Raw genomic sequence first — 15,120 nt, 5'->3', positions numbered from 1 at the left:
TTCGGCCGACTGAACCACCGCCTTCACGAGCAAGCCCGCTCCCACAATCATTCGCCAGGAAGCTTGTTATGCGTCGCCTGTTATTCGCCTGCCTGTTGTTGGGCTCTGCACACGCCTTCGCCTTTGATCGTCTGCAAGTCGAGGGGTACACCCTGCCCAACGGCCTGCAATTGCTGCTCAAACCGGGCACCGAGCGCGGGCATGTGGCCATCCGCCTGGTCGTAGGCGTGGGCCTGGATGATTTCCGTTGTGATGAAAAGGAGCTGCCGCACCTGCTCGAACACCTATTGTTCAGCGGCATCGACGGCGGCGGCGAAGGCGACCTGGAAGACCGCATGCAAGCCCTCGGCGGCGAGTGGAACGCCTACACCAGCAACGCCGACACCACCTTTGTGATCGAAGCGCCCGCACAAAACCAGCGCAAGGTGCTGGACTTGCTACTCGCGATCATCACCCGCACCGAACTGTCCGATGCCAACATCAACGCGGCCAAGCAGGTGGTCGAACGCGAAGATGGCGGCCACTACTCACACCTGCAACGCCTGCTCGACCGCCAGGACCTTGGCCACACTGCCAGCAACCAACTGGCCGTCGAACTGGGGCTCAAATGCGCCGAACGTGCGCAAGTCGACCACTTGACCCGCGATCAATTGGAGTCCCTGCGCAAAAATTGGTACGCGCCCAACAACATGACCCTGATCATCGTCGGCGACCTCGACAAACTGCTGCCGGCCTACCTGGAACGCACCTATGGCCAACTCGACCCGGTCGAGCCGAGTGAGCATCTGCCGCTCCCGGAAATCCAGCAGGCCGCCGCCAGCCACCGGGATCTTGTCCACGGCTGGGTCGGTGACAGCGCCAAGCTGCACTGGCTGTTCCCCGAACCGGTACTCGACGATCAACATGATGAAACCTACGACTTGCTCAAGGACTACCTGGACTGGGCGCTCTACCGTCAACTGCGCCTCAAGCACGGTTTATCCTACGGTCCGTGGAGCGAGCGTGAAGTGCTCGGCGGCGTCGGTTTCCTGAGCCTGAATGCCGACCTTGAGCGGGACAACCTGCCCGAAGCCGAACAGGTGCTCCAAAATCTCAAGGCGCAACTGCTCAAAGACGGCCTCGACCCGACGACATTCGCCCGCCTGCAGCAAGCCGCCATCGCCCGCCAGGCCTGGGCAGTGCAAGGCAACAGCGCCCTGGCCGACTATTACTGGAGTGCCTCGGGCGACTACAACAACGGCCATTTCAGTGATCCGGTGAAGCGCATCAAGGCCGTGACCCTGGCACAGACCAATCAGGCCATGCGCCAGGTGTTCGACCAACCGGGCTATTGGCGCGTGGAAAAACCGCTGGTGAGCTATGACACCCTGGCCTGGATCGGCGTTGGTGCGCTTGCGCTGATCGCCAGCGGGTTGATCGGCGTTCGTCTTTATCGCAAACGGATCGCGTAATGAAGCACCGAGCCCAGGCCTAAGACGTTATTCTGTCCGGGTTTTTTCCTACACCCACTGTGAACCGCCCATGCCAAACCTGCCGCCCCTAATCCAGCGCATCCTCGTACTGATCAAGCGCTATCCAGGGGTGATCGCACTCGGCGGTTTTATCTCAGGTGTGTGCAGCTTCATTCTGGTGGATCGTCAGCAAGGCATGGCCAGTTGGATCGCGGTGATCATGCTGGTGAGCTGGCTGTGGCTGATGCTGGAAAACAGCTTTACCCAACTGTTCGCCAAAGTCTTCAAGCGCGAAATCCCCGAACCGCTGCTGCGCTATGCCACCCAGATGATTCACCAGGAAAGTCTGTTTTTTGTGTTGCCGTTCTTTTTCGTCACAACCAGCTGGAACAGTGGCCAATCGATTTTCACCGGCCTGCTTGGTGCGGCGGCACTCGTGTCGATTACCGACCCGCTGTACTACAAGTGGCTGGCGCCCAAACGCTCGCTGTTCCTGGCGCTGCACACCCTGACTCTGTTCGCCGCGCTGCTCACCGCGCTGCCGATCATCCTGCACCTGACCACCGCCGAGAGTTACAAGCTCGCGCTGGGCGTCGCAATGGCATTGTCGATTCCAAGCCTGGCCGCAAGCCTGCCGCTGCGCAGTATCAAAGGCTGGGCGATGCTGCTGGGAGTCACGGCCGCCATTGGCTGCGCCGGTTGGTTCCTGCGCAGCTGGGTACCGCCGGCCACGTTATGGATGACCGAAGTCGCGATCAGCACCCAGCTGCAAGACCGCACGCCGGGCGACGACCTCAAGGAAGTCAGCGCCGCCCAACTGCGCACTGGCGGGCTGTACGCCTATACCGCGATCAACGCACCGCGCGGGCTGGATGAGCGGATTTACCATGTGTGGAAATTCAACGGCCAAGAGGTCGACCGCATCGCCCTGGATATCCACGGTGGCCGCAAGGAAGGCTACCGCGCCTGGACCCACAAGCAGAACTTCCCGGCCGATTCGGTAGGGCGCTGGCAGGTGCGAGTGTTGACGGAAGACGGGCAGGTCATCGGTGTGCTGCGCTTCAAAGTCACTGACACAGCACAAACGGACACGCCAAAGTAGGCCGTATCGTGCTATTACGTAGGGATTGTGGATAGCCAAACAAGCTCGGAGCTTATGACCACTCGTACGACGGCCGGCGCAGCCCATCTCGATTCGTCTACCGTTCCCCCGTTACTCAGGATTACAGGGGACTGGACGCTTGCCCACTATGCAAACCTGAAGAAGCTGTCGGACAAACTCGACGGCCAATACGACGCCGGCGCCCGTATTGACCTCAATGGCCTCGGTGCCCTGGACACCGCCGGCGCGTCGCTGTTGGTCGAGTTGCTGGGACCGGACCGCATCGAGCAATCTGCCGAGCAAACCGACTGCAGCCTGTCCGCCCCCGACCGCGCACTGCTCAAGACCGTCTACCGTTCCCTGAATGATTTTTGTGTGCCGGACAAGGCGCCCGAAGAAACCGCCGGTATCCAGGTGCTGGCACGCATCGGCCGCGCGGTAGATACCGTCTGGCAGGACAGCAATCAGCTGCTGGGCTTTATCGGGGTGATCCTCGAAACCCTCGCTCGCGGCATCTTCCGCCCCAAGCGCTGGCGCATCACGCCGATGGTCGCGCATATCGAACAAACCGGCCTCGACGCCGCGCCCATCGTGGCGCTACTGACGTTTCTGGTCGGCGCGGTAGTCGCGTTTCTCGGCGCCACAGTACTCAAGAGTTTCGGCGCGACCATTTTCACCGTGGACTTGGTGGCGTTTTCTTTCCTACGTGAATTTGGCGTATTGCTCACAGCAATCCTGATCGCCGGTCGTACCGCCAGCGCCTTTACCGCGCAAATCGGCTCAATGAAAGCCAACGAAGAAATCGACGCCATCCGTACCCTGGGCCTGGACCCGATGGAGCTGCTGGTTCTGCCACGCGTGATGGCGCTGCTGGTGTCGCTGCCGATGCTGACCTTCCTGGCGATGCTCTCGGGGATTATCGGCGGCGGGGTGGTGTGCGCTGTCGCGCTGGATATTTCGCCGGCCATGTTTCTCTCGCTGTTGCAATCGGACATCGGCGTACAGCATTTCCTGGTGGGCATGGTGAAAGCCCCCTTCTTCGCCTTCCTGATCGCGGCGATTGGCTGCCTCGAAGGCTTCAAAGTCAGCGGCAGTGCCGAGTCGGTCGGCGCCCACACTACCTCCAGCGTGGTGCAATCGATCTTTGTGGTGATTGTGCTGGATGCGGTCGCCGCGCTGTTCTTCATGGAGATGGGCTGGTGAGTCGTCTACACCGTGCGCCCTGCGAGGCGGTGATCGAAGTGCGCGGCCTGTGCAACCGCTTTGGCAGCCAGAGCGTGCACGAGAACCTCGATCTGGATTTGTATAAAGGCGAGATCCTCGCGGTGGTCGGCGGCTCCGGCAGCGGCAAGTCCGTGCTGTTGCGCAGCATCGTCGGCCTGCGCCGCCCCAGCGAAGGCGAAATACGGGTGTTCGGCAAGAACCTGCCAAGCCTGTCGGAACATGAACGCTCGTTGGTGGAGCGGCGCTTTGGCGTGCTGTTTCAGAAGGGCGCGCTGTTTTCCTCGCTGACCGTCACCGAAAACGTCGCCCTGCCATTGATTGAGCACGCGGGCCTCAGCCGTGCCGACGCCGAACACTTGGCCGCCGTCAAACTGGCATTGGCCGGGCTACCTCTTTCGGCTGCCGACAAGTACCCGGCGTCACTCTCCGGCGGCATGATCAAGCGCGCGGCCTTGGCACGAGCCTTGGCGTTGGACCCGGACATCCTGTTCCTCGACGAACCCACCGCCGGCCTCGATCCGATTGGCGCAGCGCAGTTCGACCAACTGATCCTGACCCTGCGTGATGCGCTGGGCCTGAGCGTATTCCTGGTCACCCACGACCTCGACACGCTGTACACCATCACCGACCGCGTGGCCGTGCTGGCGCAGAAGAAAGTGCTGGTGGCAGGCGCCATCGATGTTGTCTCGGAAACGAACGACGCCTGGATTCACGAATATTTCCACGGCCCCCGTGGCCGTGCGGCATTGGTTGCCGCTCAATCGCTCAACGAGGTATGACATGGAAACCCGAGCCCATCATGTGATGATCGGTCTGTTTAGCGTGATCGTGGTGGTCGGCGCAATGCTGTTCGGCCTGTGGCTGGCCAAGTCCAGTGTCGACAGCGCCTTCCAGGAATATGAGGTGGTGTTCAACGAGGCGGTCAGCGGCCTGTCCCAGGGCAGTTCGGTGCAATACAGCGGGATCAAGGTGGGCGACGTCACCAGCCTGCGCCTGGACCCGAAAGACCCGCGCCGTGTTCTCGCACGCATTCGCCTGGCCGGGCAAACGCCGATCAAGGAAGACACCCAGGCCAAACTGGCACTGACCGGTATCACCGGCACCTCGATTATCCAGCTCAGCGGCGGTACCCCGCAAAGCCCCGAACTCAAGGGCAAGGACGGCAACCTGCCGGAAATCATCGCGTCGCCATCGCCGATCGCGCGCCTGCTCAATAACAGCAACGACCTGATGACCAGCATCAACCTGCTGTTGCACAACGCCAACCACATGTTCTCCCGGGAGAACGTCGAGCGCCTGAGCAATACGCTGGACAACCTGCAGCAGACCACCGGCGCCATCGCTGAACAGCGCGGCGATATAAAGGTGGTGATGCAGCAACTGATGCAAGTGAGCAAACAGGCGACTGCCGCGCTGGAGCAAACCACCGTGCTGATGCGCAATGCCAATGGCCTGCTCAACGAGCAAGGCAAGCAGGCCTTCGGCAGCGCCGAGCAGGCAATGAAGTCCCTGGAGCAAAGCACCGCAACCATCAACACCTTGCTGACCAACAACAAGGACTCGGTGAACAGCGGCATGCAGGGCCTCAACGAATTGGCACCCGCCGTGCGCGAACTGCGCGAAACCTTGGGTTCGCTGCGCGCCATCTCCCGCCGCCTCGAAGCCAACCCCAGCGGTTACCTGCTGGGCAGCGACAAGAACAAGGAGTTCACGCCATGAAGCGTGCTTACCAAATGATCGCCCCTCTGGCCCTGGCTCTGATCAGCGCGTGCTCGATCTTGCCCAAGCCGGACCCGTCGGACGTATACCGCCTGGCTTCAGCACAAACGAGCAGCCAAGGCACGCCGGTCAGTTGGTCGCTGCGCGTGTCAAAGCCGCAGAGCAGCGAGTTTCTCGACAGCCCGCGCATTGCCGTGGTGCCCAATGGCAACCTGATCAGCAGCTACGCGAATTCACGCTGGAGCGACCCGACCCCGGTGTTGCTGCGCAATCGCTTCATGGACGGCTTCCAGCGCGATGGGCGCGTGACGCTGCTGAGCACCGACGAGACCAACCTGCAGGCCGACTACGAGCTGGGCGGCCAGTTGCAGGCGTTTCAGAGTGAGTATCGCGCCAGTGCGGTGGAAGTAGTGATCCGCCTGGATGCGCGGTTGGTGCGCGGGAGTGATCAGCGGATTATCGCCAGCCGGCGGTTTGAGGTGCGCCAGCCGGTGGGTGACACCAAGGTGCCGGCCGTAGTGGCTGCGTTTGGGCAGGCGGGGGATCAGTTGAATAAGCAGGTGGTGGATTGGGTGGTGCAGCAGGGCAATACTGCTGCGAAACGCTGAGGGCCTCATCGCAGGCAAGCCAGCTCCCACATTTTGATGTGTAAATACATTCAAACAGGTGGGAGCTGGCTTGCCTGCGATAGCAATCTAAGCCTTAACCAAAGAACCAGTAGCACACCGAAATCGCCGCCACGACGCCAGCAAACTCAGCCAGCAACGCACACCCCACCGCATGCCGCGCCCGCTGTATCCCCACCGAACCGAAGTACACTGCCAACACATAAAAGGTGGTTTCCGTACTGCCTTGAATCGTCGCCGCCACCAACGCCGGGAAGCTGTCCACGCCCTTGGTTTGCATGGTCTCGATCAACAGCGCCCGTGCGGCACTGCCGGAAAACGGCTTGACCATCGCAGTCGGCAGCGCGTCGACAAAGCGCGTGTCCATCCCACTCCAGGCCACCACATGGCGAATCCCCTCCAGGCCGAAATCCAACGCCCCTGAGGCGCGCAACACACCCACGGCACACAGCATCGCCACCAGGTACGGCAGCAGGTTCTTGGCAACGTCGAAGCCCTCTTTGGCGCCTTCGACAAAGGCCTCGTAGACCTTCACCTTGCGCAGTGCGCCGATCACCAGGAACAGCATGATCAACCCAAACAGCGTGAGGTTACCGAGTATCGAAGAAAGGCCGGCCAGGGCCGTGGCGGACAGGGTCGCCAGCAGCGCCATAAAGCCGCCCAGCACCAGTGCGCCGGGAATCAGGTAGGCCAGCACCACCGGGTCCCACAGGCGCAGGCGTTGCATCACCGCCACCGAAAGCAGGCCGACCAAGGTCGAGGCACTGGTCGCCAACAGGATCGGCAGGAACACTAACGTCGGGTCCGCGGCACCTTGCTGGGCGCGGTACATGAAGATCGTCACCGGCAACAGCGTCAGCGAGGAGGCGTTAAGCACCAGGAACAGAATCTGCGCGTTGCTCGCAACGTTCGGGATCGGGTTGAGTTCCTGCAACGCCTTCATGGCTTTCAGGCCGATAGGCGTAGCGGCGTTGTCCAGGCCCAGACCGTTGGCGGCGAAGTTGAGGGTGATCAAGCCGATAGCCGGGTGGCCAGCGGGCACCTCAGGCATCAGGCGGCGAAACAGCGGCCCGAGGGCCCTGGCCAGCCAATCGACGATCCCGGCCTTTTCGGCGATACGCAAAAAGCCCAACCATAAGGTCAGGGTGCCGAACAGCAGCACCATCACTTCCACCGACAATTTGGCCATGGCGAAAATGCTTTCGACCATCGCCGCAAAAATCCCGGCATTACCGCCAACCAGCCACTGCACCAGTGCTGACACCATTGCCACGACAAAGAAGCCAAGCCACAGGCCATTGAGCATCAGTTGAATCCCCCGAAAGATGGAGCGAATGATAACGGGGCTGACAGAAACGACAAACCCCGGATTTCCCGGGGTTTGTTTCAAATCACTCGCGCATCAGCCGCGGCTGGCCTCGCCGGCCGGCAGCGCTTCTTTGCTGCGCCAGTGTGGCAGGGAGTTCCAGTAGCGCTCGCCCTTGGCGTCATCGTACATGCCTTCCCAACGGGAGATGACCAGTACGGCCAAGGCATTACCGATCACGTTCAGTGCGGTACGCGCCATGTCCATCACACGGTCGACACCGGCGATGAACGCCAAGCCTTCCAGCGGAATGCCCACGCTGCCCAATGTGGCCAGCAGTACCACGAAGGATACGCCCGGCACGCCGGCGATACCTTTGGAGGTGACCATCAGGGTCAGCACCAGCATCAGTTGCTGGCCGATCGACAGGTCGATGCCATACAGCTGGGCGATAAAGATGGCGGCGATGCTCTGGTACAGGGTCGAACCGTCGAGGTTAAACGAGTAGCCGGTCGGCACCACGAAGCTGCAGATGGCCTTTGGCGCACCGTACGCCTCCATCTTCTCGATCACGCGAGGCAGCACGGTTTCGGAGCTGGCAGTGGAATAGGCCAGTACCAATTCGTCTTTGAAGATGCGCATCAGCTTGATGATCGAGAAGCCAAACAGGCGTGCGATCGAGCCCAGTACCGCAAAGGCGAAGAACAGGATGGCCACGTAAACCAGGATCACCAGCTTGGCCAGCGGCAGCAAAGAGGCGAAGCCGAAATTGGCAACGGTCACCGCGATCAGGGCAAATACACCGATCGGGGCGTACTTCATGATCATGTGGGTGACTTTGAACATGCTCTCCGACACGCCCTGGAACATGGTCACCAGCGGCTCGCGCAGCTCAGGCTTGAGGCTCGACAACCCCAGGCCGAACAGCACCGAGAAGAAGATGATCGGCAACATGTCGCCGCGGGCGACCGCCGCAAAAATGTTCGACGGGATCAGGTTGAGGATCGTCTCGATGAACGCATGCTCATGCTGCACTTCGGCGGCGGTGGCGGTGTATTTGGAGATGTCGACGGTACCCAGGGTACTCATGTCGATGCCGGCGCCCGGGTGGAACAGGTTGGCAAGCAGCAGGCCGACCACAATGGCGATGGTGGTGACCACTTCGAAGTAAAGGATGGTTTTGACACCGATTCGGCCGAGCTTCTTCGCGTCCCCCACACCGGCGATGCCCACGATCAGCGAGGAAATCACAATCGGGATCACGATCATCTTGATCAGACGAATAAAGATATCGCCCGCTGGCTGCAACACATTGCTGATCCACCAGGCTTTTTCAGCACTGAAATGGTTGAGCACTGCACCGATTGCGATCCCCAACACCAAACCGATGAGGATCTGCCAGGCGAGGCTTAGCTTTGCCTTCTTCATGTCATTACCCTTACTTCAAGTGGACTTAAGGCAAATGCGCCATCTGGAACGCTCGGAAGCGAAAAAGTGTGTGCATCTGCCTCCGTAGAAGGTCACCGCAGCGTGGCCGAAATGGCTTACTGGCAGGCGAAAAAAGGCGCAACTATTCCCATGCAAGGGAGCGACGTCTAATGCCGTAAACGCCTACCCTATGCCGAATCGGCATGGCTTTTTTTGAAAATAACTGTCCGAACGGTCAGTTCAAATACGCCATTTAAGCAGGTGAATATGCCGTGGACCGGCCAATACAGGCTCGCTCAGAGATGTTGGACGACTTCAAGTCACTGGCAAAAATGCCTGGGATTTGATGAGCTTGGCGTCGGAGAAGTCCTATAGCGTGAGCAAAATTTTCTAGATAGAAGGTCGCTCCGACACACCAAGTAATGGTTGGGAGGAGGCAGAAAAGAAAATAGCGGCTATGGACGACATAGAAGATGGGTAATGAGAGTCATAAGCCCGCCGCAAGTTCAGCAAGCTTGAGGACTTGTGAACTTGCGTCGCAGCTTTTCACCTGACCCGGCCCTTGCGCAGGCACTCCCTGTACCCGTAGGTCACGCCGATCTCGATTGATCAGAGCAACCCGGCCCCCTGGTCATGCATCGCCCTTGGCGAGCGATACAAGAGGAAAGAAACAAAGTGGCTTCTTTCCATGGACGCCAGCTCCGCAGACGACAGATGCGTCAGACGGAACCTAGTACCAATTCGGATCTTTCTTAAGCTGCTCCATCAGCAGCTTCTGCATGCCTTCATTCGGCTTACCGAGGAAACGGTAGTCGGCGTGTCGTGTCGGTGACTTGTCTGCCGGCAGACCTGCCGGGACCTGTACCAACATGGCGTAGGCATGTTTCTTGTTGTAGCTGAACGCAACGACCAAGCGCTTGTTCAGGCACGTGTCTGCTGTCTCGCAGAGCGGCCCGACCAGGTACTTGTCGCCATCTTCTTCCACAGCATTCATTTGTTCGGCCGTACCGGAGAGGTTCATTACCCATTCCGGCAGACGCTCTTCTTTCTTCACAACGCCTTGCCAGGTCTCACGAAACTGTGGATCGGCGCTCAGCAATTCGTTGGCCCGGGTCTGACCGTCATTGGCGGCCATTACCAGACCGCTGCCGCCCAAGAGCAGGGCGGCAGCTATAGCTTTGAGAGACAGAGTGGTCATTTTCAGCCTCGGCCGCGACGACCAAAGAAGAACGAAGCGATGAACATCACCAGGAAGACCACAAACAGAATTTTTGCGATACCCGTGGCAGTGCCCGCGATGCCACCGAAGCCCAGGACTGCAGCCACAATGGCGATGATCAGAAATGTGATTGCCCAACTCAACATGGTGATTCTCCTTACGCTTTTATAGGGGTAACAGCGGTAGTGCCGTGCAGCCGCTCAACTCAAGCGACCTTGTGTTGCCTAGAACACCCAACGTTCTTGAGCTGGCAATTCACCCAGGGTGGAATCCTGGTCAGCCACTCTCAATTGCGGGGCGGTTACGTCGGCGGTAGCGCTGCCAACGGAACGGAAATGGGTTTGAGTCATGAGCGGACGTTCAAATTGCGGGGTTTGTTGCTGACTCTGCTGCCAATGCTGCAGCTGCTGGCCGGCGATCAACGTGACCATCAAGGCCAGGCTGGCGAACAGACCTTGCTGCAAGCGCACTGGCGATACACGCAATTGGCTGCTGAGGCTTTGGCGAGTCATGCTGCATTTCTCCCGCATTCTGATTATTCGTTCATGACGCTGTCAGCAGAGGTATTGCAGGGTGCATGCCAGATTTTTTACAAAATAATACTCAATAAAATCAACAAGTTATGAATGCATCAAGGTTATGGAAGCCAGCATCCTGCACGATGCCTCTGTCCAGGCCGTGCGAAATGCACGACCGCCAATGGTCGGATCAACGGATCGAAAGCAGTTGGGGAGTTGCCGAAGTGGCAAGAAGGCATGAAAACGCTATCAATCGGCGTGTTTGTAGGAGAGCGTGAAGATACCTGCGCGAAGACGCCGTTTATCAATCAGAATAAACCATGCAACTTGCCCGATTATTCCGGGACTAAACAGCATCATTCATAGTTAAGGAGCGCGGGACAGATGGAATCAGCCAAGGAACTTCAAGGCCGCATTCTTTTAGTGGATGACGAATCCGCGATCCTTCGCACCTTCCGTTACTGCCTGGAAGATGAAGGCTACAACGTAGCGACTGCCAACAGCGCCGCCCAAGCCGATGCCCTGATGCAACGCCAGGTGTTTGACCTGTGCTTCCTGGATTTGCGTCTGGGTGAAGATAACGGCCTGGATGTATTGGCCCAGATGCGTATCCAGGCGCCGTGGATGCGCGTGGTGATTGTCACCGCGCATTCCGCCGTAGACACCGCAGTCGATGCGATCCAGGCCGGCGCCGCTGACTACTTGGTCAAACCGTGCAGCCCTGACCAATTGCGGCTGGCCACCGCCAAGCAGCTGGAAGTGCGCCAACTGTCCGCACGCCTGGAAGCACTGGAAGGCGAAGTACGCCAGCCCAAGGACGGGCTCGACTCCCACAGCCCGGCGATGATGGTGGTACTGGAAACCGCACGCCAAGTGGCGGGCACGGACGCCAATATCCTGATTCTGGGCGAGTCCGGCACCGGTAAGGGTGAGTTGGCGCGGGCCATTCATGGCTGGAGCAAACGTTCGAAAAAATCCTGCGTTACTATCAACTGCCCGTCATTGACGGCGGAATTGATGGAAAGCGAGTTGTTCGGCCACAGCCGCGGCGCGTTTACCGGTGCCAGTGAGAGCACGTTGGGCCGAGTCAACCAGGCCGACGGTGGCACGCTGTTTCTCGACGAAATCGGCGACTTCCCGCTCACCTTGCAGCCAAAATTGCTGCGTTTTATCCAGGACAAGGAATATGAGCGCGTAGGCGACCCGGTCACCCGGCGCGCTGATGTGCGCATCCTGGCGGCCACCAACCTGAACCTGGAAGACATGGTGCGCGACGGCCGCTTCCGGGAAGACTTGCTCTACCGCCTCAATGTCATCACTTTGCACCTGCCGCCGCTGCGTGAACGCAGTGAGGACATCCTGACCCTTGCCGACCGCTTCCTGGCACGCTTCGTCAAGGAATACGCCCGACCGGCACGCGGTTTCAGCGACAGCGCGCGTGAAGCCCTGCTCAACTACCGATGGCCAGGCAATATTCGCGAACTGCGTAACGTGGTGGAACGCGCCAGCATTATCTGCCCACAGGAAAAGGTTGAAATCAGCCACCTTGGGATGGCCGAACAACCGACCAACAATGCCCCGCGTATCGGCGCCGCGCTAAGCCTGGATGAGCTGGAGAAAGCGCATATCGGTGCAGTACTCGCCACCAGCGACACCTTGGATCAAGCGGCCCGCACCCTCGGTATCGACGCGTCGACCCTTTATCGCAAACGTAAACAGTACAATTTATGAGCTGTACCTTATGAAGCTTGCGATGAAACTGCGCACTCGGCTATTCCTGAGCATCTCAGCGCTGATCACCGTCGCCCTGCTGGGACTGGTACTGGGACTGGTCAGCGTCATGCAAATGGCCAAGAGCCAGGAGTCGTTGATTCGCAGCAATTTCATTACTCTGGACCTGGGCCTCAAGCTGCGCCAGAGCTTGGGCGACCAGTTGATCCTGATGCTGGAGGATCAACCGGACCCCGCCGCCCTGCAAACCTCGAAACAGCAATATTTCGCCCTGCTGGATCAAGGTGTCGCCCACGAACAGCAAGACGGCAGACCCAGCGGGTTCAGCCAGGCACGCGTCGACTACCTGAACTTCCTCAAGGCGTTCGATGAGGCCCACCAAAGCTCGCTGGCAAACAATAAAAACCAAAAACTGACCGAAACCTTCAATGTATTGCGCAACGGCCTGATCGCCGAACACAAACAAGCGTTGGAGAATATCAACACCAGCGAACACAAATCGCGAGACCGTGCATTGCTGATCGCCGGCCTTTTGGGGTTGGTTGGCCTCGCGGTATTGATCATCGGCTTTGTCACTGCCCACGGCATCGCACGGCGGTTTGGCGGGCCGATCGAAGCCTTGGCCAAAGCCGCTGACAAGATCGGGCAAGGCGATTTCGAAGTGACGCTGCCCATCTCGTCTGCAGCGGAAATGAACCAACTGACGCGCCGCTTTGGCATCATGGCCGAGGCGCTGCGCCAGCATCAGGCGACCAATGTCGACGAATTGCTGGCCGGCCAGCAGCGCCTGCAAGCGGTGCTCGACAGCATCGACGATGGCCTACTGATGATCGACCGCCAAGGCTGCCTGGAACACCTCAACCCCGTGGCGCAGCGCCAATTGGGCTGGGACGAGGCGCGCTTAGGCCAGGGGCTGGGCGAAGCACTGGGCCGCCCGGAAATGGATGAACAACTTCAGTTGGTCCTGCGTGGCGGCAACCTGGAGCGGGCGCCGGAAGACCTGGAAGTGGAAGTCGAAGGCGAATTACGCCTGCTGACCTACAGCCTGACACCCGTCAGCCATACCCAAGGCCACATTCTTGGCGCGGTGATGGTGCTGCATGACGTCACTGAACAGCGCGCCTTCGAACGGGTGCGCAGCGAATTCGTGTTGCGCGCCTCCCACGAGTTGCGCACACCGGTGACCGGCATGCACATGGCCTTCGGGCTGTTCCGCGAACGGGCAAAGTTCCCTGCGGAGTCTCGTGAAGCGGACCTGCTGGATACGGTCAATGAAGAGATGCAGCGCCTGATGCAGCTTATCAATGACCTGCTCAACTTTTCACGCTACCAGAACGGCCTGCAAAAGCTCACGCTCGGGCCATGTGATGTCACCGACCTGCTGGAGCACGCACGGGCTCGATTCACTGAGCCAGCGAATGCACAGAACATCGAGTTATTGGTGGAGGCCCAAGCAGAATTGCCCAGGCTGTATGCCGACCAGGCTCAGTTGGAGCGAGTGCTCGATAACCTTTTAGGCAACGCCTTGCGGCACACCGCAGAGGGTGGCCAGATTCGTCTGCAGGCGCGCCGTCATGGCGAACGAGTGATTATCAGCGTCGAAGATAACGGCGAGGGTATTGCTTACGGCCAACAAGGGCGGATCTTCGAGCCCTTCGTCCAGGTGGGCCGCAAGAAAGGCGGCGCCGGCCTGGGATTGGCACTCTGCAAAGAGATCGTGCAATTGCACGGCGGCCGTATGGGCGTGTATTCGCGGCCGGGGCAAGGCACACAGTTCTACATGGCGCTGCCGCTGTAATCTGGCTGCTCGGGTTGCCTTGTCACAGCGACAAGGACCTGAAAGACCACAATCAAACCTTCGACGCACATGTGAAAAATGTGGGAGCGGGCGTGCTCGCGAAGGCGATTTCAAAGCCAACATTACTGCCGCCTGACATTCCGCTTCTGCAAGCAAACCCGTCCCGCGCCCACGTTGGAATCGATTTACACGCTTAGCTGCGGTTCAACGCACGCAGGATCGCGGCGCTTTCGGCATCCGGCGTACCATCGAACAGTGATGGACGGAAGTGCATCTGGAAGGCCGCGATCACATGCCGCGTGGCTACATCCAGCTCACCCGTCTGCGGCGTTTGGTAGCCGAGTCGTGCCAGCTCTTCCTGGAACCAGGTAATACTCGGCAGTGCAGCGGCGTACTGCTGCTGGAATCGGGCGACTGCCTGCGCGTCCGGCCACATCCCCAAACCTTCAGCGGCTAGACGCTTCCACGGGAACAGCGGGCCCGGGTCGAGCTTGCGCAGCGGCGCGATGTCGCTGTGGCCGATGATATTCCTGGGGTTGATGCCATTGCGCTTGCTGATGTCCTTGAGCAACACCACCAGCGACTGCACCTGCGCTTCGGAGTACGGATACCACACGCGACCCGTCGGCGTGTCGCGATACCCTGGGTTGACGATCTCGATGCCAATGGAGCTGGAGTTGAGCCAAGTGCGCCCCGCCCACTCGCTTTCCCCAGCGTGCCAGGCGCGCTGGCTCTCATCCACCAGCTTGAAGATGGTGCCTGAGGCGTCGTCGCCAATCAGGTAATGGCTGCTGACCTGGCCGTGCGTCAACAGCGCCAGGGAGCGTTCAAGGTTGGTGGCCGTGTAGTGAACAATGACGAACTGCACGCGGTTATCGTGGTTCATCGAAGGGTGGTTGGTGTCCAGGCGCGGGCCGCTGGCGCAGCCGGCGAGGAGGAGAAACACAAAAGCGACGTACAAGGATTTCATGGCAAAGGCATTACACTGAAGACGATAA

Annotated in this window: 14 protein-coding genes; 8 read left to right on the top strand and 6 right to left on the bottom strand. The window is 59.6% G+C overall.

Going from position 1 to position 15,120, the window contains the following annotated elements:
- Window positions 1-68 precede the first annotated feature (68 nt).
- From ACLBW8_RS10530 to ACLBW8_RS10505, 6 genes are all read left to right on the top strand, one after another.
- Window positions 69-1,451, top strand: coding sequence for a M16 family metallopeptidase (locus ACLBW8_RS10530; RefSeq protein ID WP_447805308.1), 1,383 nt, complete (start codon window positions 69-71; stop codon window positions 1,449-1,451).
- Between the two features lie 70 nt (window positions 1,452-1,521).
- A complete protein-coding gene (locus ACLBW8_RS10525) occupies window positions 1,522-2,553 on the top strand; it encodes a DUF5924 family protein (protein WP_447805307.1) in 1,032 nt (343 codons plus the stop codon).
- Window positions 2,554-2,607: 54 nt separating this feature from the next.
- Window positions 2,608-3,756 (top strand): ABC transporter permease, encoded by a 1,149-nt coding sequence (locus ACLBW8_RS10520; RefSeq protein WP_221296002.1) that lies wholly within the window; start codon window positions 2,608-2,610, stop codon window positions 3,754-3,756.
- On the top strand, window positions 3,753-4,556 hold the full coding sequence (locus ACLBW8_RS10515) for an ABC transporter ATP-binding protein (RefSeq protein ID WP_064450064.1): 804 nt from the start codon (window positions 3,753-3,755) through the stop codon (window positions 4,554-4,556). Before ACLBW8_RS10520 ends, ACLBW8_RS10515 begins: the two co-directional genes overlap by 4 nt.
- 1 nt (window position 4,557) lies before the next feature.
- A complete protein-coding gene (locus ACLBW8_RS10510) occupies window positions 4,558-5,496 on the top strand; it encodes an MlaD family protein (RefSeq protein WP_053253687.1) in 939 nt (312 codons plus the stop codon).
- Complete coding sequence (locus ACLBW8_RS10505) at window positions 5,493-6,104, top strand: ABC-type transport auxiliary lipoprotein family protein (RefSeq protein ID WP_447805306.1); 612 nt, start codon at window positions 5,493-5,495, stop codon at window positions 6,102-6,104. Before ACLBW8_RS10510 ends, ACLBW8_RS10505 begins: the two co-directional genes overlap by 4 nt.
- Before the next feature lie 94 nt (window positions 6,105-6,198).
- On the opposite strand, the gene ACLBW8_RS10500 is transcribed toward ACLBW8_RS10505, so the two are convergent.
- The 5 genes from ACLBW8_RS10500 to ACLBW8_RS10480 form a co-directional block, all read right to left on the bottom strand.
- Window positions 6,199-7,428, bottom strand: coding sequence for a nucleoside recognition domain-containing protein (locus tag ACLBW8_RS10500; protein ID WP_064450062.1), 1,230 nt, complete (start codon window positions 7,426-7,428; stop codon window positions 6,199-6,201).
- Window positions 7,429-7,524: 96 nt separating this feature from the next.
- Window positions 7,525-8,856: a glutamate/aspartate:proton symporter GltP gene (gene gltP, locus ACLBW8_RS10495; RefSeq protein ID WP_064450061.1), complete on the bottom strand. Its 1,332-nt coding sequence runs from the start codon at window positions 8,854-8,856 to the stop codon at window positions 7,525-7,527.
- 730 nt (window positions 8,857-9,586) lie between these two features.
- Window positions 9,587-10,054 (bottom strand): inhibitor of vertebrate lysozyme family protein, encoded by a 468-nt coding sequence (locus ACLBW8_RS10490; RefSeq protein ID WP_064450060.1) that lies wholly within the window; start codon window positions 10,052-10,054, stop codon window positions 9,587-9,589.
- A 2-nt stretch (window positions 10,055-10,056) separates the two neighbouring features.
- Window positions 10,057-10,221 carry a DUF1328 domain-containing protein gene (locus ACLBW8_RS10485; protein WP_003170804.1) on the bottom strand — a complete coding sequence of 55 codons (165 nt, stop codon included), beginning with the start codon at window positions 10,219-10,221 and terminating at the stop codon, window positions 10,057-10,059.
- 78 nt (window positions 10,222-10,299) lie between these two features.
- Window positions 10,300-10,587, bottom strand: coding sequence for a hypothetical protein (locus tag ACLBW8_RS10480; protein ID WP_064450059.1), 288 nt, complete (start codon window positions 10,585-10,587; stop codon window positions 10,300-10,302).
- A 390-nt stretch (window positions 10,588-10,977) separates the two neighbouring features.
- Between ACLBW8_RS10480 and algB the strand changes: the two genes are divergently transcribed.
- Together algB and ACLBW8_RS10470 are read left to right on the top strand one after the other, a co-directional pair.
- Window positions 10,978-12,324: a sigma-54-dependent response regulator transcription factor AlgB gene (gene algB, locus ACLBW8_RS10475; protein WP_053253681.1), complete on the top strand. Its 1,347-nt coding sequence runs from the start codon at window positions 10,978-10,980 to the stop codon at window positions 12,322-12,324.
- 10 nt (window positions 12,325-12,334) lie between these two features.
- Window positions 12,335-14,122, top strand: a complete 1,788-nt coding sequence (locus ACLBW8_RS10470; RefSeq protein ID WP_447805305.1) for a KinB sensor domain-containing domain — start codon at window positions 12,335-12,337, stop codon at window positions 14,120-14,122.
- 193 nt (window positions 14,123-14,315) lie between these two features.
- On the opposite strand, the gene ACLBW8_RS10465 is transcribed toward ACLBW8_RS10470, so the two are convergent.
- Window positions 14,316-15,092, bottom strand: a complete 777-nt coding sequence (locus ACLBW8_RS10465) for an N-acetylmuramoyl-L-alanine amidase (protein ID WP_128591136.1) — start codon at window positions 15,090-15,092, stop codon at window positions 14,316-14,318.
- Window positions 15,093-15,120 lie beyond the last annotated feature (28 nt).

The organism is Pseudomonas sp. M5A4_2d, assembly GCF_053345295.1.
This window is presented reverse-complemented; position numbering and strand designations above follow the sequence as displayed.